Raw genomic sequence first — 17,785 nt, forward strand, 5'->3', positions numbered from 1 at the left:
CATCATCCGGTGCCGCCCACCGTCCCAAGGCGCCGACAGGGCGCACAAGGCCCCACGGATCGCCCCCGGGATCGCGCAGCGGACAGAGTGGGTCCCGGGGTCCGCATGCGATTGGAACCCGACGAAACCTGGTTTAAGGCAGTTTTATGAACGGCGCGCCAGGATACCTGGCGCCGATACCGTCTTTCGGAGAGCTACGTGCAAACCAAGCCCGCCATCGCGGTCGCCACATGGAACGTGCACCGAACCGTCGGCGCCGACGGCACGGCCAGTCCAAGGCGGATCGAGGCCGCGATCGCCAGCGACATAGCGCCGCGCCGGCCGCAGCTTCTGGCGCTGCAGGAAGCGGATTCCGACGATGCGCCGCACGACGCCCTGCTCGACATGCGGGCGATCGCCCGGGCCACCGGCCTGCGCCACGTGCACGGCCCCGCCGACATGCGCTGGGGCGCGGCAAGCGGCGGCTACCTGGGCAACATCCTTTTCGTCGCCCCCGACCTGGCGGTCACGCGGGCGCGCATCATCGACCTGCCCGGCCACTGTCCGCGCGCCGCGGTCATGGTCGAGGTGCTCTGGGATGCCACGCCGCTGCGGATCGTCGCCTGCCACCTGTCGCTGTCGCAGCCCCTGCGCGCGGTGCAGCTGCGCCTGATCGGCCAGGTCGTCGCGCGCGGGAGCACGATGCAGACCGTCCTTCTGGGCGACCTGAACGAATGGCGGCCCTGGGGCGGTCTGGCCCTGTCGCGCCGCATGAGCGGGATGGAGCTTCGGGGCCGCGCCGTCGCGACCTTTCCCGCCCGCCGGCCGCTCTTGCCGCTCGACCGCGTCCTGTCGCACCGCGGCACCGTGCGCGACGTCGCCGCGCTGGACGGGTCGAGCCTGCGCGACGCCTCGGATCACCGACCGCTCTTTGCCCGGGTGACGGTCGCAGGGGGCGCGGCGGCATGAGCGTCAGTTCCGCCCGCGCGCCCGCCCGCGCACCTCAGCCTGCGCCCGCTCGCGGGGCCGGCCCGGCCCGTCCGCCAGCGCTGAGCCTCGTCGTCGCGGGGGGCTGCCTGGCGCCGGTGGCGTTCCTGATCGGCTGGAGCCTTGCGCCCGCGGGGCTCTGGATCACGCTGGCGGTCTACACGCCGGGGCTGGCGCTGGCGGCACGCAGCATGGCCCGGGACTATCCGCACGCGCAGCTGGGCGGCGCGAACCTCGTCACCACCCTGCGGCTTGCGTTTTGCGCCGCGATGGCGGCCGCGATGGCCGCGCCCGGGGGCCCGGCGGCGCAGGCGGGATGGCCGGCCTGGGGGCCCACGCTGCTTGCCCTTCTCGCGCTGTCGCTCGATGGGATCGACGGATGGCTGGCGCGACGGCAGGCACTGTCGTCGCAATTCGGTGCGCGCTACGACATGGAGGTCGACTCGGCCCTTGCCGCGGTGCTGGCCGCGCTTCTGGTCGCGCGCGGCACCGCCGGGCCCGAGATGCTGGTGCTGGGGGGCGCGCGCTATGCTTTCGTCGCCGCCGCGCAGCTCTTGCCATGGCTGGGCGCACCGCTGCCCGAAAGCCTGCGGCGCAAGACCGTCTGCGTGGTCCAGATCGCCGCCCTGGTCGCGCTGACCGCACCGATCCTGCCCGTGGCGGCCGACCGGCCGATCGCGATCGGCGCGGCGCTGCTGGTGGCATGGTCCTTCGCCGTCGACATCCGCTGGCTGGTGCGCCGGGGATGAAGGCCATCAAACCCCTTTTCGCGCTGGCGCTGCTGGCGCTGCTGATCTTCGCCTTCGGCTCCGCGGACGTCTGGACGCGGTTGCGCGGCGCGCAGCCCGGCTGGATCGCGGCGGCCGTGGGCTGTCTGCTGGTGCAGACGGTGATGATGGCGCTGCGCTGGCAGCTGGTCGCGCGCAGCCTGGGGCTGGACTTTGCGACGGGCTGGGCGGTGCGGGAATACTTCATCGCCCAGATCGTGAACCTGACCATGCCCGGGGGCGTGGTCGGAGACGGCGCGCGGGCCGTCAGGTCGAAGGCCGGGGAAGGCGGGCTGAAACGCGCGACGCAGGCCGTGGTGCTGGAGCGGGCAGCGGGGCAGATCGGCCTTCTGGCCGTCACCGCCACCGGGGTTTGCTGGACCGCCGTCGCGCCCGACGCGCTGCACTGGCCGCCGGGGCTGGTGCGCGGTCTGGCGCTGGCCGCGCTGGGCGGCGTGAGCGTCGCGGTGCTGGCCGCGATCCTGTTGCGCGGCGGTCGGATCGCCGCGCTGATCGCGCGCTGCCTGCCCACGCCGCGGGTGCGCGCGGCCCATGCGGCGCTGGCCATCGGCGCGGCTCTTCTGAACGTGATCGCCTTTGCCGCCTCGGCCCGGGCGGTGGGCGTCATCCTGTCGCCGGCCGCGGCGCTGGTGCTGATCCCGCTGGTCCTGACGGCGATGGTGATCCCGCTGGGCATCGGCGGCTGGGGATGGCGCGAAGGCGCGGCGGCCGCGCTTTTGCCCGTCGCGGGGGCCACCGCCTCGGCCGGGGTGGCCAGCGGCATCGTCTTCGGGATCGTCATGCTGATCACCGCCGCCCCGGGCCTGCCGCTTCTGTTCTGGGGCACCGACAGCGGCGTGCGGGACACGCAGGCGCGGACGTCGCCATGACCATCGCGCGCACGGCCACCCTGCTGCGGATCGCGCTGGCGCTTGCGATCCTGCAACTGGTCATCGTGCTGCCCTCGCACCCCGCCGGCCTGACGATTGGTCGGTTCCTGCGCCCGACATGGGAGCTGCCGGTGCTCCTTGCCGCCGTCGCGCTTGTGCCCTTGCGGGGGTTGCGGGGCGTGGTGATCGTGCTGGCACTGGGGCTGATCGCGCTGCGGGTGTCGAACCTGGGAACCTACGCGGCCTTCAGCCGTCCGTTCAATCCGCTGCTCGACATGCACATGCTGGTGTCGGGCTGGGGGCTTTTGTCGTCGAGCGTCGGGCGGGGCGAGGCGCTGGCCTATGTCGGTGCCGTGCTCCTTGCGCTGGCGGCGACGGGCTGGCTGCTGTGGCTGGGCCTTGCCGGGCTGGCCCGCGCGGGCCGGGCCGTGCGCGGCGGGGCCGTGGCCCTGCCCGCGCTGGCGCTCGCCGCCGCGGCGCTGACCCCCGGGTGGACACCCTTCGCCGCCACCCCGGTCGTCGCGGCGCAGGTCCGCGGGATGAGCCGCGGGGTCGCCGACCTTGCCACCTTCACCGCCGCGCTGCGCGAGGATCCCGCGCCCGCGCCGACCTTTGCCGCGCTGGACGGGCGGGACGTGATCCTTGCCTTCGTCGAATCCTACGGGCGCGCCTGGCTGGACGATCCAGCCTTTGCCGCCACCTCGGCGCCCCGGCTGGCGGCAGTCGAAGACCGGCTGGCGCGCGCGGGCTGGCAGGTGCGTAGCGGATGGGCCGCGGCACCTACACGTGGCGGGCAAAGCTGGCTGAGCCACGGCACGCTGCTCTCGGGGCTCTGGGTCGACAGCCAGGTCCGGTACGACCGGCTGATGACCTCCGAACGCGCCTCTCTCAACACCCTCTTCCGGCGCGCGGGGTGGCGCACCGGCGCGGCGATGCCGGCCATCACGCTCGCCTGGCCCGAGGCCGAGTGGTACGGCTACGACCTTATGCGCGACGCGGCGGGGCTGGGCTATGCGGGCCAGCCCTTCGAATGGGTGACGATGCCCGACCAGTACAGCTGGAGCGCGATGGACCGCCTGCTGCGGGCCCCCGGCCCCGACATGGTGGAGATGGCGCTTGTCACCTCGCACGCGCCCTGGACACCGCTGCCGCGGATCGTCCCGTGGGACGAGCTCGGCGACGGCCGGATCTTCGACGGCACGCGGCGCGATGGCGGCACCCCGCGCGAGGTCTGGTCGGACCCCGCCACGATCCGTGCGCAATACGACAAGGCGCTGGACTACGCGGTCGAGGTCATGGGCCAGTACATCGCCCGGCAGGACGAGGATGCGCTGATCATCGTGCTGGGCGACCACCAGCCCGCGCCGCTGCTGACCGGACAGAACGCGCCGCCCGACGTGCCGATCCACGTGATGTCGCGCGATCCCGCGCTGCTCGACCGCTTGCCTAATTCGCATTTCGCCCAAGGTATGATGCCTGCCCCCGATGCGGAGCCGCTGCCGATGCAGGACTTCCGCGAGATGATGACGACCGTGTTCGAGACCCCGACAGGAGAGACCCGATGAAGACCACCATCCTCGCGGCGGCGCTCGCCCCGGCCCTTGTCCTGCCCATCGCGCCCTCCGCGGCGCAGGAGCTGATCGCGCGCAATCGCGTGGGCCTGCCGGACGCGCCCAACACGCTGACCTTCCGCCTGACCTCCTACGATCTCTATGCCTCGGACCCCGCGACGCGCACCGCGTTCGAGGATCTGTTCCGCGACTTCATCGCCGCCCGCCCCGACTGGAAGATCGAGACGCAGCTTCAGACCGGCAATATCGGGCAGGAACAGGCGCGCCTGTTGCAGCAGACGCAGGCCGGACGCGGCCCCGACTGCGCGATGATCGATTCCAGCCAGCTTGCGCTGTTCAAGGACACCGGCGTGCTGCAACCGATGAACATGGTGTTTTCCGAGGCCGATGTCGCCGACCTGTTCCCCTATGTCCGCGAGGCGGTCACGAACGAGGCGGGCGAGGTGCTGGCGTGGTGGTGGTTCACAGATCTGCGCGTGCTCTACCGCGACACCTCCGTCGTGCCGGAAGCGCCCCAGACATGGGAGGCGCTGCGCGAGGCCGGGCTGGCCTCGGCAGAGGCGGGGCGCGAGGGGCTGCTGTTCAACGGCGGCCGGTGGGAGGGGACGGCCTTCGACTGGCTCGCCCATTTCTGGGCGCAGGACGGGCAATTGGTCGACGAGGACGGCGCGCCGGTCTTCGCCCAGGGCGAGAACCGCGAGAAGATGCTGAACGCCCTGCGCTTCTACCGCGATCTGGTGGACAGCGGGGCCGCCCCGCGGCGGGTGACGGCGATCACCGACTACGACACCTTCAACGCGGCCGCCGCGGCGGGCACGGCGTCGATGTTCATTGGCGGCAACTGGCAGTACGGCCAGCTGCGCACCACCCTGCCCGAAGACCACTTTGCCGATTGGGAGGTCTCGCAGATCCCCGGGCCGGACGCCGAAAGCCGGGCCACCGGAACCGGCGGCTGGTCGATCGCCGCGCTGTCCTCCGACCCGGCCAAGCGGCAGCTGTGCGGGGAGATCGCGAAAGAGATCTACGCGGGCCCCGGCAACGCGGCGCAGGGGCTTCTGCCCACCTCGGCGGCGATCTACGACCAGTTCGACACCTATGACGGGCCCGAGTACGACCTCTTTGCCGAGGCGCTGGAGAACGGCGTCGCGCGGCCCGGCGCGGCGATCTACCCCGAGATCTCGAACCAGATCCAGATCATGCTGGGCGACGTGCTGGCGGGCACGGCCGAGCCCGAGGCCGCGCTCGATGCCGCCGGTCGCGCGGTGCAGGCGGCGTACGACCGCCAGTGAGCGCGCGCGCCGACCGCGGGCCGGGGCCCGGCAGCGCGCGCCCCGCGCCGTGGCTTGCGCCGGCGGTGCTGGTGCTGGCCGCCTTCTACGCGGTGCCGGTGCTGGACGTCGCGCGCCTGTCGCTGAGCGATGCGACGATGGTGCGCCCGGCGACGGGCGTGTCGACCGCCGCGCTGCGGGCGATCCTGACCGATCCCGCCCTGCCGCAGGTGCTGGGCACCACGCTGATTTTCGTCGCGGTCAACGTGGTCGCGTTGCAGGTTCTGGGGCTGATGATCGCGCTCGCCCTCGTCCGGGGCGAGCGGCGCGGCCTGCGGGGAATGACCGCGTTCCGCACCCTCGTCCTGGCCGCCTGGGTGGTGCCGGGCATCGCCAACGGCCTGATCTGGCAGATGCTGTTCGACGAAGCGCCCTATGGCACGCTGAACAGTCTTCTGGGCTATGTGGGCGCGGGGCCGGTGGCGTGGCTGTCCGATCCGCGCATGGCGCTGGTATCTGCGGTGATCGCGAACCTCTGGCAGGGCACGGCGTTTTCGATGATCGTCTTCTACGCGGCCCGGCGCGGCATCGACCCCACGCTTTACGAGGTGGCGCAGATCGACGCGGCGGGTCCGTGGCGCATCTTCCGCTCGATCACCCTGCCGCTCTTGCGCCGGGCGATCGCGGTCAACACGGTGCTGGTGTCGGTGCAGACGCTCAACACCTTCGATTCGATCCTCGCGCTGACCGGCGGCGGCCCGGGGCGGGCGACCGAGGTGCTGTCGCTCTTTACCTTCAACACGGTCTTCTACAACCTCGACCTTGCCGGCGGCAGCGTCCTGGCGCTGCTTTTGTTCGTGCTGGGCATGGGGATGACCCTGGCCGTACTGGCCGCAGGCGCGCGGGGCGAGGGATGAGCGCGGCGCGCTGGGGAGACGTGGCGACCTACGCGGTCCTTGGCGTGCTGGCGCTGTTCTTCGCGTTGCCGCTGGCGTGGCTGGCCAGCCTGGCCCTGCGCACCCCGGCCGAGGTCTACCTGGGCGCCGCCCGGTTCATCCCGGCGGACCCCACGCTGGACAATTTCCGCACCATCCTATCGGATCCCGCCTTCCTGATCTACCTCTGGAACGGGCTCAAGCTTTCGGCGGCGGGGGGGGCGCTGGCGGTCGCGCTGGCGATCCCCGCCGCCTATGCCTGTTCGCGCTTCGAGTTTCGCGGCAAGACGGTGGTGCTGCTGGGGCTTCTGGCGGTGCAGATGATCTCGCCCCTCGTGCTGCTGGTCCCGCTCTATCGCTGGATGTCCGAACTGGGGCTGCTGAACCTCGACCTGTCCGTCATTGCCGTCTACGGCGCGGTGGGGATGCCGCTGGCGGTCTGGCTGCTCAAGGTCGCCTTCGACGCGATCCCGAAAGAGCTTGAGGAGGCCGCGGAGATCGACGGCGCCTCGCGGCTGCAGACGCTGGCACGGATCACGCTGCCGCTGGCGCGGTCGGGCATCGCCTCGGCCTTCATCCTGGCCATGGTGATGAACTGGTCGCAGTTCCTGATCCCGTTCATCCTGCTCGAGCGTGACGGGGACTGGCCGATCTCGGTCGCGATCTTCAACTTCGCGGGCTCGGTCAGCGCGTCGACCACCCAGCTTCTGGCCGCGGCCTGCCTGGTCGCGGTGCTGCCCGCCGTCGCGGTCTTCGTGGCATTGCAGCGGATGATCGTTTCGGCCCTGATCTCGGGCGCCGTGAAGGGATAGGCGCGCGAAGGCCAAACGCCGCGCCGGAGGGGCCGCACGCCGGGGCGCGTCCCGACGCCGTCACTCGGCCCGCGTCGCCTCGGTCTCGATGATCAGGCGCACCTCGTCGGCGACCATCCCGTTGTCGACGCCGTAGGTCATGCCCCAGTCGCTGCGCATAAGGCTGCCGCGCGCCGTGAGGCCGAGGGTAAAGCGCCCGTGCCCGAAGGGATACGCCGCCGCCTTGTTCAGCGTCACGTCCAGCGTCAGCGGATGCGTCTCGCCCAGAAGGGTCAGGCCGCCCGTGACGGTGCCGGACGCATCGCCCTCGGGCGTGCCCCCGTCGGCGGCAAAAACCATCTCGGGAAAGGCATCGGTATCCAGGAAATCGGCCGAGCGGAGATGCCCGTCGCGCGCCGCGTTGCGCGACCCGACGCTGCCGGTGGCGACGGTGACGCGCAGGTCGCTCAACTCCTGCGTGTCGATGTCGTAGGTGAAGCCGCCCGATACCTCGTCGAAGACACCGAGGACTGCGGCATAGCCCACGTGATCGACGAGAAAGGCCACCGTGGTGTGCTCGGGGTCGATCTCGTATCGCGCCGGATCGGCCGACGCCGGTAGGGACAGCCCGCCAAGCATCGCCGCGCCAAGCGTGGCAGGGATCAGAGTGGCGGGGATCAGATATGCGCGCATGGGCACCTCCCTGGGATCGGACCTGCCCCGATTAGACCGGCAGCGACCGGGCCTGACAACCCCGCGGGCCGCGCCCCGGCACGGCGCCTATGACACACGCGCCCCCGGTTGCTGGCACCGGCCCCCTTGGCCGCCGCCCCCTTCGCGGGGCGCGCGCCTGCGCCACCGGGGCCGGCCGCCGCACGGCCCGATCAGCGACCGCCGCTGCCGGCCGTCAGCCCCCGCGCGTCCGCCTCGGCGCCGGCCGTCTTGAACCGGGCGCGGTAGTCCCGCGGAGACAGGGAAAAGCGGCGGCGAAACACCTTGCGCATCTGCTCGTCCGAGCTGAAGCCCGCGCGGAAGGCGATCACCTTGAGCGGCAGGTCGCTGTCCAGAAGCAGGGTCTTCGCCCGGTCGCAACGCAATCCCTCAAGCCACCCCATCGGCGACACACCCAGTTCGGCGGTGAACGCGCGGGTAAAGCTGCGCAGGCTCATCCCGGCGCGGTCGGCCATGTCCTCGACCGTCATCGGCTGGTCGAGGTTCAGGCTGAGCCACGTTCGGATGTCGGCCATCCCCGAGGCGCCCGCCATCTGCCCCGTCAGCATGGTCGAGAACTGCGACTGCCCGCCCGGACGCTTGAGATACATCACCATGTCGCGCGCGACGCGCGACGCGCAGCGCGATGTCGCGGCCGTAATCCTGTTCGACGAAGGCCAGCGACAGGTCGATCGCCGCCGTCACCCCGGCCGAGGTCCAGAGATTGCCGTGCCGCAGGAAGATCGCGTCGGCATCCACCGTCACCTGCGGAAAGATCTGCCGCAAGCGGTCTGCGTAGTTCCAGTGCGTCGCCGCCGTCTTGCCGTCCAAAAGCCCCGCCGCGGCAAGAAAGAAGCTGCCGGTGCAGAGCGCGGCAAACCGGTCGGTGCGTGGGGCGTTGCGGCGGCACCAGCTGACCAGCGCCGCTTCGCGCTCAAGCGCCGCCTCGATCCCCGCCGCGCCCGCGACGAAGACCGTGCCGGGCAGATCGCCCTCGGGCAGCGGCGCCGTGGCATCGAGCGTCATCAGCGTGTCCGACGGCACATGCCCGGGCTCGGGCGCCATCACCGTGACCTCGTACCCCCCCGCCTGACCTGCGGCGCGCAGGTGTTCGTTGGCATAGCGCAGCACGCTCAGGGGGCCCGTCGCCTCGAGCGTCTTGAAGCCGGGATAGACCACGAGACCGACCCGGCAGACCGGTCCCGGCGTTGCGCTGCCTGTGCTCATCGACGGCTCCTCTCAGGTCGGTTCCGGGGGTGCCGGGCCAGGGTTAGGCCGGGCTTGGAGGGGAAGGCCGGGCGCGGGGCCCCTCCCCCTGCAGGCCGGGATCGGGTGCTCGTTGGCCGGATCTGCCGGGTCCCGCGCCTGTCGGGCGGAAATGTGATCTTGTAACAGCAGGCAACGCAGCAACAAGAGGAATGATCCGATGAAAGTACGCGCAGCCGTCGCATGGGAAGCCAATCGCCCGCTGGAAATCGAGGAGATCGACCTCGAAGGCCCCAAGGAGGGCGAGGTGCTGGTCCGCATCGTCACCACCAGCCTGTGCCACACCGACATGTTCACGCTGTCGGGCCGCGACCCCGAGGGCCTGTTTCCCGCCGTGCTGGGGCACGAGGGCGTGGGCATCGTCGAAGAGGTCGGCCGCGGCGTGACCTCGGTCGTGCCGGGTGACCACATCATCCCGCTCTACACCCCCGAAGATCCCGATTGTCCCTACATCAAGTCCGGCAAGACCAACCTCTGCCAGACGATCCGCAAGACCCAAGGCCAGGGCGTGATGCCCGACGGCACCTCGCGGTTCAGCTACAAGGGGCAGATGATCCATCACTACATGGGCACCTCGACCTTTGCCGAATACACCGTGCTGCCCGAAATCGCGGTCGCGAAGATCTCGAAAGAGGCGCCGCTGGCCAAGGCCTCGGTGATGGGCTGCGCCGTGCCGACGGGCATGGGCGCCGTGCGCAACACCGCCAAGGTCGAGGCCGGGGCGACCGTTGCGGTCTTCGGCCTGGGCGCCGTGGGCATGGCGGTGATCCAGGGCGCGAAGATGCAGGGCGCGGGCCGCATCATCGGCATCGACACCAACCCCGAGAAGTTCGCCCTGGCGAAATCTCTGGGTGCGCACGACTGCATCAACCCCGCCGATTTCGGCCAGCCGATCCAGGACGTCATCGTCGAGATGACGAATGGCGGCGTCGACTACAGCTTTGAGTGCATCGGCAACGTGAACGTCATGCGCGCGGCGCTGGAATGCTGCCACAAGGGCTGGGGCGAATGCACCGTGATCGGCGTGGCAGGCGCCGGCGAAGAGATCGCGACGCGGCCCTTCCAGCTGGTGACCGGCCGGGTCTGGCGCGGGTCGGCCTTCGGCGGCGTGCTCGGGCGCAGCCAGCTGCCGGGCATGGTGGACGAATGGCTGCGGGGCGACTTCGACGTCGACCCCTACATCACCCACAACATGACGCACGAGCAGATCAACACCCCCTTCGACCTGCTGCACGCGGGCAAGTCGATCCGGTCGGTGATCCACTTCCAGCCGAACGACACGATGCTGGTGAACGACCTGCCGGGCGTCATCGTCCCGGCCTGATCCGGGGCACCCGAACCGGCCTGCCGCGTTCTGCGGCAGGCCCATGCACGGGCCCTGCCGATGGCGGCGCCTGGGCGCTGCGCCGACGCAGGCGCGGGACCGTGACGCCCCCGCTTCGCCGCGCCCCCGTCGCAGCCCCGTCGAAGCCCCCGTGGCGTGGCCGCCGGGACGCGGCGGTCGCCCCCCCGGCGCGGCCCGGCCTGTCACCCGACGTGGCGGAGGCCCGGTTTCCCCAACCGGCACAGCCAGGGCCCGGGCCTCCGGCGCGCGGACCTGTCTGTCAGGAAGACTCTGCCGCCAATGTCCCGGCTAGCCGCAGCCGCGCCGCCCGCGCGGCGCCGACGACGCCCGCGCGGTTGCCTAGCGTGCTGATCCGGCAATCGGGCGAATCGGGCATGCACAGCGCCAGCTTCGCCTCCAGCCGGGCCAGCAGGTCGGGGCGTGACCCCACGCTGCCGCCAAGCACGACGCACCCGGGATCGAGGATCGAACAGATCGACAGGATCGCCTGCGCCACGCAGGTCGCGAGCCGGTCGATCACCGCGTCGAAGGCGGGATCCGCCCCGATGGCGAAGAGATCCTTCAGCGTGCCTTGGGCCGTGCCGCCGCGCGCGCGGTAGTCGCGCAGCATCGCCGCGCTGGAAATCGCGCTTTCCAGCGCGCCCTGGCGAAAGGTCGCCGGGTCGAAGGGGTCCGCCCCGATCGGAAGCGCCGCGATTTCCCCCGCCGCCCCGTGGGCGCCGCGCAACAGCTCGCCCCGCACCACCGTGCCCATGCCGATGCCGGTGCCGATGGCGACGAAGACCGACGTCTCGGCCCCACCCGGCGCGCCGCGCCAGTGTTCGCCCAGCGCGGCCATGTTCACGTCGTTCTCGACCGCGGCGGGCACCGACAGCGCCTCGCCGAAAAGGCGCACCAGATCGTGCCTTTCAAGGTCGGCGATGTTCGGGCCGCGGTGCAGGCGCCCGGTCGCGGGATCGATCGAGGCGGGCAGCCCGACCCCCGCCGCGGCGATGCGCGCGGGCGCGACATCCAGCTCTTTCAGCAGCAGATCGCGCTGCGTCAGGATCTGGTCGATCAGCGCAAGCCCCCCCGACGCATCCGTCGGCGCCTTGGTTTCGGCCAGCACCGTGCCGTCCAGATCGCACAGCGCCGTCTGCGCCTTGGTGCCGCCGATATCCGTGGCCAGAAGCAGCGCGCGGCCGGGGTCCAGCGCCTCCGCGCCACGGGTCCAGCCCTCGGCGGCAAGCGCAGCCTGCGCGGCGTCGCCCGGACCGGCCCGGTCTGAAAGCAGGCGCGAAAGCGCCGCACGCGCGGGCCCGGGCAGGTCCGCAAGAGGCGATGATGCGACGGCAGACTGGGCACCCGCGGACGGAAGGCCCGCGGAGGGGGTGCTCGGGGCCGGAGCGCCCGGCCGGGTGACCGCCGTCTCAGACGCGTCTGCCGGAGCGGACTCGGGGACTGGCTCCGACGTTACTGGCTGTGACTTTGCTGGCTCCGACGGGTGAGACTTCGGCGATACCGACTCCGAGGGTGCGGCGTCCGGCGGGGTGGCGCCGCGGTCGGACTGCGGGGGCGTTTCGGGCATCACCGGCTCTCCAGCGCCTTCTCTGTCTCCGCGTCGAAGCGGTGAAGCTGCGCGTCCTCGGCCCGTGCCGACACCTCGGATCCGACCTCGGGGATCTGGGTCGCGGGGGCGGTGCCGATCACCGTCTCCTCGCCCACCCGGAAGTGCACGAGCGTCTCGGGGCCCAGCGGCTCGACCGCCGTGACGGGGCCGGCAAGCGTCAGCCCACCCGCCGCCGCAGCCTGGCCGACATGCAGGTCCTGCGGCCGGACGCCCAGCAGCACCGGCCGTCCGCCGTCCCCCGCCGCCGGGCCGCCGGCAAGCCCCGAGGGGATGATGTTCATCGACGGCGTGCCGATGAACCGCGCGGTGAAGACATCGACCGGGTTGGCATAGATGTCCATCGGGCGCCCCTGCTGCAGGATATGGCCATCCTTCATCACCACGATCCGGTCGGCCATCGTCATCGCCTCGACCTGGTCGTGGGTCACGTAGGCGATGGTCGAGCCCAGGCGCTGGTGCAGGGCCTTGATCTCGATCCGCATCTGCGCGCGCAGCTGCGCGTCGAGGTTCGACAGCGGTTCGTCGAAGAGAAACGCCGCGGGGTCGCGCACCATGGCCCGGCCCATGGCGACCCGCTGGCGCTGACCGCCCGACAGCGCGGCGGGACGGCGATCGGCGAAATCGGTGAGCCCGAGGATCTGGGCGGCATTCTCGACCCGTCGGGCCTTTTCTTCCTTGTCGAGATTCTGGGTGTAAAGCCCGATGGCGATGTTCTCGCGCACCGTCATGTGCGGGTAGATCGCGTAGTTCTGGAACACCATCGCGATGTTGCGGCTTTTCGGGTCAAGCTCGTTCACCACGCGGTCGCCGATGCGGATCTCGCCGCCCGAAACCGCTTCCAGCCCGGCGATCATGCGCAGCGTCGTCGACTTGCCGCAGCCCGAGGGCCCGACGAAGACGACGAATTCGCCGTCCGCGATGTCGAGGTCGATGCCGTGGATCACCTCGGCCTTGCCGTAGACCTTCGTCAGATTCTTCAGCGAAATCGTCGCCATCACCTTGCCTCCAGCAGGTTGGAGAATGCCGTGTCGAGCTCGGCCGCGGCCGCCGCTTCGCGGTCGGCGCGGGCCTGTGCGGCCCGGGCGAACCCGGCCAGCGCGGCGTCGTAGGCGTCCAGCGCCTCGGCCATGGGCGCGGGCGCGGGGCCGCCGTAGCGGGTGCGCACGGCCACGAAATGTTCGGGCGAGGCCGCTTCGCGAAACGCGGCCTCGTTCAGGGCGGGCGGCCGGCCCACCGCCGCTTCGAACGCGGCGCAAAAGGCGGCATGGCCCGAGGGCAGGTCGGCGTCGCGCGCGACCACGTCGCGGGCGGTGGCCGCCGCGATCTCGTGCGCCTGGCGAAAGGACAGGCTTTCGCGCCGCACCAGCGTGTCGGCCAGTTCGGTGATGGTGATGCACGACCGCCGGATATTCGCGTCCACGCGCGCCCCATCGACCTTGATCGCCCCCACGAAGGCCGCAAGCAGGTCCAGCACCCGCCCGCCGCTGGCAAAGGCGGTGTAGCCCGCCGCCTGGCTTTCCCCTTCGCTGTCGTTCATGTCGGTGAAGGGCGTGTTGTGCATGATGTCCTTCATCATCCGCGCCCGGCCAACCGTCTGGCTGGCGAGATGCCGCATGTGTTCGATCGGCACCGGGTTGCGTTTCTGCGGCATGATCGACGAGATCTGCACGAAGGCGTTGGGCACGTAGATCTGCCCCACCTCGAAGGCCGACCAGAACTGAAGATCCTGGATCAGCCGGCCGAGGTGCAGAAACAGCAGCTCGACAGCCGAGTAGGCGCCGGTGGTGTAGTCCACCGCCGCGATGCAGCTGTAGGAATTGCGCTGCGGCGCCGCGAAGCCCAGCAGATGCGCCACCCGGGCCCGGTCCACCGGGAACCCCGACGTGGTGATCGCCGCCGCCCCCATCGAGCTTAGGTCGCAAGTCGCGCGCGCCGCTTCCAGCCGCTCGATGTCGCGGATCAGGACCTCGATCGCCGCCGACAGGTAGTGCCCCAGCGTGGTGGGCTGCGCGGGCTGGCCGTGGGTATAGGCCACGATGATCGTCCCGGCCTCGCGCCGCGCCGTACCGATCAGTGCCTCCAAGAGCGCGCGCGCCTGCACCAGCATCCCGTCCAGATGGCCCTTCAGCGCGATCTTGAACAGCGTGTGGTCGATGTCGTTGCGCGACCGGGCCGTGTGCAGCCAGCCGCCGGTATCGGGGCCCAGACGTTTTTTCAGCTCGGCCTCGACGAGGAAAAAGTAATCCTCGACCTCACCGGTGTATTCCAGCGCCTGTGGGTCGACCTCGGCGTCGATCTCTCGCAGGGCGCGGGCGATCTTGCCAGCCGTTCCGCGCGCGACGATGCCGGTTTCGGCGAGCATTACCAAGTGCGCCCGGTCGATCCGGCGGAAACCATCAGCGTGGTCGGTGCGGGCGTGATCGAAGAGCGGCGCAAGCACCGTCCGGCGATAGGTCGGATCGGGAAAGCGGCTGTCGTCGGTCTGGCGTGGGTCTTGCATGGTCATCCCTTGAGCCCCGCCAGCATCACGCCGCGCACGATGAAGCGTTGCAGCACCAGGAAGATCACCAGCGTCGGGATCGTCGCGAGCGCGGCGCCGGTCATGATCATCTCCCACCGGATCGCCTGTTCGACGGCAAAACTGGTGAGGCCGATGGGCAGGGTGTAAAGTTCCTTGCTGGTAGTGACGATCAGCGGCCAGAAGAAGGCGGTCCAGTTGCCGAGGAAGGTAAAGATCGCCAGCGCCGACAGTGCCGGCGTCACCAGCGGCATCGCGATCTTCCACCAGATGGTGAATTCGTTCATCCCGTCGATCCGCGCGGCTTCCAGGAAATCGTCCGGCACGGTTTCGAAGAACTGCTTCATCAGGAAGGTCCCGAAAGCCGTGGTCATGCCGGGGAACATGATGCCCCAGTAGGTGTCGAGCCAGCCGAACTGCGCCGACATCAGGTACCACGGGATCACCAGCATCTCGGTCGGGATCATCAGTGTCGACAGGATCGCGATGAAGACGAAGCGCCGGCCGCGAAACTTGAACTTGGCCAGGGTGTAGCCCACGAGGCTGTCGAAGAAGAGGTTCGACAGCGTCACCACGACCGCCACGATGGACGAGTTGATGAACCACCGCATGAAGTCGCCTTCGCGCAGCACCTCGATATAGTTGGCCAGCGTGGGCTCGGCCGGGATCAGCCGCAGGTCGTAGATCTGCCCCGGTGTCTTGAGCGAGGTCGAGAACATGTAAAGCAGCGGCGTCACCATCAGCACGCCGCCGATGAACAGGATCGTCCAGCGGATGATGGCCCCGGGGTTGATGCGCGACATCGCGAGGCCGGGGGTTTCGGTGACAGAGGTCATGCGCGGTCCCTCAGGATCCAGAGCTGCAGCAGCGACACGACAAGCAGGATCGTGAACAGCACGACCGTCTGCGCGGCGGCATAGCCCATGTCGTAGGAGGAAAAGGCGGTCTGGTAGATCATCAGCACCAGAGGCTCGGTGGTGCCCAGCGGCCCGCCGGGGTCATTCGTCGTCATGTTGTAGACCTGGTCGAAGATCCGCAGGAACGCGATCGAGATGAACACGACGAGAAAGACGGTCGTGGGCTTCAGCAGCGGCAGCGTGATCTTGCGCAGGATCGTCCATTCGCCCAGACCGTCGATCCGCGCGGCCTCGTAATACGTGTCGGGGATCGCACGCAGGCCGGCCATGAAGATGATGATCTGGAACCCGAGCCCCGCCCAGATCGCCGTCACCATGATCGCGGGCAGCGCGTTGCTGGTCGAGCCCAGGAACTCGATCTGGCCGAACCCCATCTCGCCCAGCGCGCTGTTGATCAGGCCGGTGGGCGGCGGCTGGTAGAACCAGCGCCACACCCAGGCCATCGCGGCGGCGGTGGTGATGTAGGGCATGAAGTAGAGCGCGCGCAGGAAGTTGTGCGCGAACCGGACCCGGTCGAGGTAGTAGGCCACGACGAACGCGATCAGCAGGCTGATCGGGGTCCCGAAGACGAGGTATTCGAAGGTGTTGCGGAAGGTCTGCCAGAAATCGGGATCGGCGAACATCCGGCGGTAGTTCTCGAACCCGATGAACTCGGCCTCGGACATCAGGTCCCAGTCGGTCAGCGACAGCCAGAAGGCGTTGAACGTCGGGTAGAACCGGATCACGCAGTAAAACAGCACCGGGATCGCCAGGAATCCCCAGACCCACAGCGCGCTGCGCGTGCGCATCGACAGGCGCGGCGCGGGCCGGATCGGGTGCGTCGGCACCGTGTCGGATGAGGTCGGGTGGACCATGCGTCACCTCCGCTGGATCATGGGCCGCGCCGGGGGCTTGCCCGCCGCGGCCCGATTTGCAGCCGTCAGTCCCGGGCGTCGTCGATGATCGCCTGCTCTTCCTCGGCGGCCTCGGCCACCGCGTCGGCGACCGGCTGGTCCTGCAGGAAGACCCGGTTGGCCATGTCGATGGCGGTCTGGCGCTGCGCGGCCTCGTCCACGAAAAGCGTCGTGTGCGCATAGGGCAGCGCGGCAAGGAAAGGCCCGTAGATCGGGTCGCTCATGTTCTCCTCGGTCTCGGCCGCCGCGCGCCGGGCGGGAAGCTCGCCCACGACCTCAAGCCAGACCTGCATCGCCTCGGGCGACGAGATGTAGTCGAGGAACTTGACCGCGGCCTCCAGCTCTTCTCCCTCGGCGCTGCTGCCGATCGCGTTGGCGAAGTAGCTGGCGTAGTTCGACTGGACGCCCTCGTCATTGGCGGGCAGCTCGGCCACCCCCCACTCGAAATCCTCGATGCTGTTGAACGACCCCAGACGGAAGGTCCCGTCGATGGTCATCGCCGCCCGGCCCGCGCGGAACGCCGCTTGGCCTTCGTCCATGAAACCCGGCTCGCCGATGCCATGCTTCTTGCCGAGATCGGTGTAGTATTCCAGCGCGGCGATGCCGGCCTCGTCGTCGTAGGTGACCTCGGTGTAGTCGTCGTTGTAGGGCACGCCGCCCATCTGGCGGACCAGCACCTCGCGCCACCACTGGTGGTCCTGCCCGGCCATGTCGAGCGTCAGGCCAACCGTTTCGAAGTTGCCGGCGTCGTTCTTGACGGTCAGCTTCTTACCGTACTCGACCAGCTCGTCGAGCGTCTCGGGCGGGCCGTCCAGCCCCGCCTCTTCGAACAGGTCCTTGTTGTAGAACAGCGCCAGCGAGCGGACGGCGGTCGGCAGGCCGTAATACTGACCGTCCCGCTTCATCGCCGAAACGATGGGAAAGAACTCCTCTTCGATCTCGGCGGCGGGAAAGGTGTCCTCGGGCAGCGGCTGGATCAGCTTGCCCGCGATGAACTTGTCGGCCCAGCCGTAGAACAGCTGCATGACATCCGGCCCCTTGCGCGCCATGTTCGCGGCGACGATCCGGGTCTGGTAGTCGGCGTAGGGAAAGGTCACCTGCTTGACGGTGATGTCGGGGTTGGCTTCCTCGAAGCTTTCGATCAGCTGGTCCATCGCGTCGACGCGCGTGTCGTAGATGTACTGCCAGTACTCGATTTCGACGGCCGAGGCCGCGCTTGCCGCCGAGATGCACGCCGCGGCCGAGATGCCGGCCATAAGAATACGCTTCTGCATGACGTTCCTCCGTTGGATGCGGACGTCCCCTTGTCGGGACGCCTGTTTCTTATCCGCCGCGGTC

The 17,785-nt window shown here is 69.8% G+C and carries 17 protein-coding genes; 8 read left to right on the forward strand and 9 right to left on the reverse strand.

The genetic code is table 11. From position 1 onward, the window contains the following. Positions 1-198: 198 nt before the first annotated feature. The 7 genes from EKE94_RS13555 to EKE94_RS13585 are packed head-to-tail and all read left to right on the forward strand — an operon-like array spanning position 199 to position 7,209. Positions 199-948 carry an endonuclease/exonuclease/phosphatase family protein gene (locus EKE94_RS13555; protein ID WP_235856025.1) on the forward strand — a complete coding sequence of 250 codons (750 nt, stop codon included), beginning with the start codon at positions 199-201 and terminating at the stop codon, positions 946-948. Then, positions 945-1,715, forward strand: coding sequence for a CDP-alcohol phosphatidyltransferase family protein (locus EKE94_RS13560; RefSeq protein ID WP_235856026.1), 771 nt, complete (start codon positions 945-947; stop codon positions 1,713-1,715). The genes EKE94_RS13555 and EKE94_RS13560 overlap by 4 nt, the downstream gene beginning before the upstream one ends. Then, entirely contained in the window at positions 1,712-2,623 is a 912-nt protein-coding gene (locus tag EKE94_RS13565) for a lysylphosphatidylglycerol synthase transmembrane domain-containing protein (RefSeq protein WP_164870937.1), read from the forward strand. Before EKE94_RS13560 ends, EKE94_RS13565 begins: the two co-directional genes overlap by 4 nt. Further along, on the forward strand, positions 2,620-4,188 hold the full coding sequence (locus tag EKE94_RS18690) for an LTA synthase family protein (RefSeq protein WP_164870939.1): 1,569 nt from the start codon (positions 2,620-2,622) through the stop codon (positions 4,186-4,188). Before EKE94_RS13565 ends, EKE94_RS18690 begins: the two co-directional genes overlap by 4 nt. Then, entirely contained in the window at positions 4,185-5,483 is a 1,299-nt protein-coding gene (locus tag EKE94_RS13575) for an extracellular solute-binding protein (RefSeq protein WP_127907154.1), read from the forward strand. The genes EKE94_RS18690 and EKE94_RS13575 overlap by 4 nt, the downstream gene beginning before the upstream one ends. Next, a complete protein-coding gene (locus EKE94_RS13580; RefSeq protein ID WP_127907155.1) occupies positions 5,480-6,379 on the forward strand; it encodes a carbohydrate ABC transporter permease in 900 nt (299 codons plus the stop codon). The genes EKE94_RS13575 and EKE94_RS13580 overlap by 4 nt, the downstream gene beginning before the upstream one ends. After that, positions 6,376-7,209: a carbohydrate ABC transporter permease gene (locus EKE94_RS13585; RefSeq protein ID WP_127907156.1), complete on the forward strand. Its 834-nt coding sequence runs from the start codon at positions 6,376-6,378 to the stop codon at positions 7,207-7,209. Before EKE94_RS13580 ends, EKE94_RS13585 begins: the two co-directional genes overlap by 4 nt. A gap of 60 nt (positions 7,210-7,269) precedes the next feature. Here the strand turns inward: EKE94_RS13585 and EKE94_RS13590 are convergent, their stop codons facing one another. The 3 genes from EKE94_RS13590 to EKE94_RS13595 form a co-directional block, all read right to left on the reverse strand. Further along, on the reverse strand, positions 7,270-7,881 hold the full coding sequence (locus tag EKE94_RS13590) for a YceI family protein (protein WP_235856027.1): 612 nt from the start codon (positions 7,879-7,881) through the stop codon (positions 7,270-7,272). 191 nt (positions 7,882-8,072) lie between these two features. Next, on the reverse strand, positions 8,073-8,375 hold the full coding sequence (locus EKE94_RS18930) for a helix-turn-helix domain-containing protein (RefSeq protein ID WP_235856028.1): 303 nt from the start codon (positions 8,373-8,375) through the stop codon (positions 8,073-8,075). Next, entirely contained in the window at positions 8,290-9,126 is an 837-nt protein-coding gene (locus tag EKE94_RS13595; protein WP_235856029.1) for an AraC family transcriptional regulator, read from the reverse strand. The genes EKE94_RS18930 and EKE94_RS13595 overlap by 86 nt, the downstream gene beginning before the upstream one ends. A 199-nt stretch (positions 9,127-9,325) precedes the next feature. On the opposite strand from EKE94_RS13595, the gene EKE94_RS13600 reads away from it, so the two are divergent. Then, positions 9,326-10,489 (forward strand): S-(hydroxymethyl)glutathione dehydrogenase/class III alcohol dehydrogenase, encoded by a 1,164-nt coding sequence (locus tag EKE94_RS13600; protein ID WP_127907157.1) that lies wholly within the window; start codon positions 9,326-9,328, stop codon positions 10,487-10,489. A 280-nt stretch (positions 10,490-10,769) separates the two neighbouring features. Here EKE94_RS13600 and EKE94_RS13605 read toward each other — a convergent pair whose 3' ends face one another. The 6 genes from EKE94_RS13605 to EKE94_RS13630 all read right to left on the reverse strand — a co-directional run bounded on the left by EKE94_RS13605 (position 10,770) and on the right by EKE94_RS13630 (position 17,721). Then, a complete protein-coding gene (locus EKE94_RS13605) occupies positions 10,770-12,077 on the reverse strand; it encodes an ROK family protein (protein ID WP_127907158.1) in 1,308 nt (435 codons plus the stop codon). After that, a complete protein-coding gene (locus EKE94_RS13610; protein ID WP_127907159.1) occupies positions 12,077-13,114 on the reverse strand; it encodes an ABC transporter ATP-binding protein in 1,038 nt (345 codons plus the stop codon). Before EKE94_RS13610 ends, EKE94_RS13605 begins: the two co-directional genes overlap by 1 nt. Beyond that, a complete protein-coding gene (locus tag EKE94_RS13615; protein WP_328590496.1) occupies positions 13,114-14,619 on the reverse strand; it encodes an argininosuccinate lyase in 1,506 nt (501 codons plus the stop codon). The genes EKE94_RS13610 and EKE94_RS13615 overlap by 1 nt, the downstream gene beginning before the upstream one ends. A gap of 2 nt (positions 14,620-14,621) precedes the next feature. Then, complete coding sequence (locus tag EKE94_RS13620; RefSeq protein ID WP_127907161.1) at positions 14,622-15,473, reverse strand: carbohydrate ABC transporter permease; 852 nt, start codon at positions 15,471-15,473, stop codon at positions 14,622-14,624. Next, on the reverse strand, positions 15,470-16,408 hold the full coding sequence (locus tag EKE94_RS13625; protein WP_127907162.1) for a carbohydrate ABC transporter permease: 939 nt from the start codon (positions 16,406-16,408) through the stop codon (positions 15,470-15,472). The genes EKE94_RS13620 and EKE94_RS13625 overlap by 4 nt, the downstream gene beginning before the upstream one ends. A gap of 65 nt (positions 16,409-16,473) precedes the next feature. Then, positions 16,474-17,721, reverse strand: a complete 1,248-nt coding sequence (locus tag EKE94_RS13630) for an extracellular solute-binding protein (RefSeq protein ID WP_127907163.1) — start codon at positions 17,719-17,721, stop codon at positions 16,474-16,476. Between the last annotated feature and the right edge of the window lie 64 nt (positions 17,722-17,785).

Source organism: Mesobaculum littorinae (genome assembly GCF_004011175.1).
GTDB lineage: Bacteria > Pseudomonadota > Alphaproteobacteria > Rhodobacterales > Rhodobacteraceae > Tranquillimonas > Tranquillimonas littorinae.

Coding starts and splice junctions, on each gene's coding strand:
- EKE94_RS13560 (WP_235856026.1), top strand. CDS start 945: ATGAGCGTCAGTTCCGCCCGCGCGCCCGCCCGCGCACCTCAGCCTGCG.
- EKE94_RS13565 (WP_164870937.1), top strand. CDS start 1,712: ATGAAGGCCATCAAACCCCTTTTCGCGCTGGCGCTGCTGGCGCTGCTG.
- EKE94_RS18690 (WP_164870939.1), top strand. CDS start 2,620: ATGACCATCGCGCGCACGGCCACCCTGCTGCGGATCGCGCTGGCGCTT.
- EKE94_RS13575 (WP_127907154.1), top strand. CDS start 4,185: ATGAAGACCACCATCCTCGCGGCGGCGCTCGCCCCGGCCCTTGTCCTG.
- EKE94_RS13585 (WP_127907156.1), top strand. CDS start 6,376: ATGAGCGCGGCGCGCTGGGGAGACGTGGCGACCTACGCGGTCCTTGGC.
- EKE94_RS13590 (WP_235856027.1), bottom strand. CDS start 7,881: ATGCGCGCATATCTGATCCCCGCCACTCTGATCCCTGCCACGCTTGGC.
- EKE94_RS18930 (WP_235856028.1), bottom strand. CDS start 8,375: ATGGCCGACCGCGCCGGGATGAGCCTGCGCAGCTTTACCCGCGCGTTC.
- EKE94_RS13595 (WP_235856029.1), bottom strand. CDS start 9,126: ATGAGCACAGGCAGCGCAACGCCGGGACCGGTCTGCCGGGTCGGTCTC.
- EKE94_RS13600 (WP_127907157.1), top strand. CDS start 9,326: ATGAAAGTACGCGCAGCCGTCGCATGGGAAGCCAATCGCCCGCTGGAA.
- EKE94_RS13605 (WP_127907158.1), bottom strand. CDS start 12,077: ATGCCCGAAACGCCCCCGCAGTCCGACCGCGGCGCCACCCCGCCGGAC.
- EKE94_RS13610 (WP_127907159.1), bottom strand. CDS start 13,114: ATGGCGACGATTTCGCTGAAGAATCTGACGAAGGTCTACGGCAAGGCC.
- EKE94_RS13615 (WP_328590496.1), bottom strand. CDS start 14,619: ATGCAAGACCCACGCCAGACCGACGACAGCCGCTTTCCCGATCCGACC.
- EKE94_RS13620 (WP_127907161.1), bottom strand. CDS start 15,473: ATGACCTCTGTCACCGAAACCCCCGGCCTCGCGATGTCGCGCATCAAC.
- EKE94_RS13625 (WP_127907162.1), bottom strand. CDS start 16,408: ATGGTCCACCCGACCTCATCCGACACGGTGCCGACGCACCCGATCCGG.
- EKE94_RS13630 (WP_127907163.1), bottom strand. CDS start 17,721: ATGCAGAAGCGTATTCTTATGGCCGGCATCTCGGCCGCGGCGTGCATC.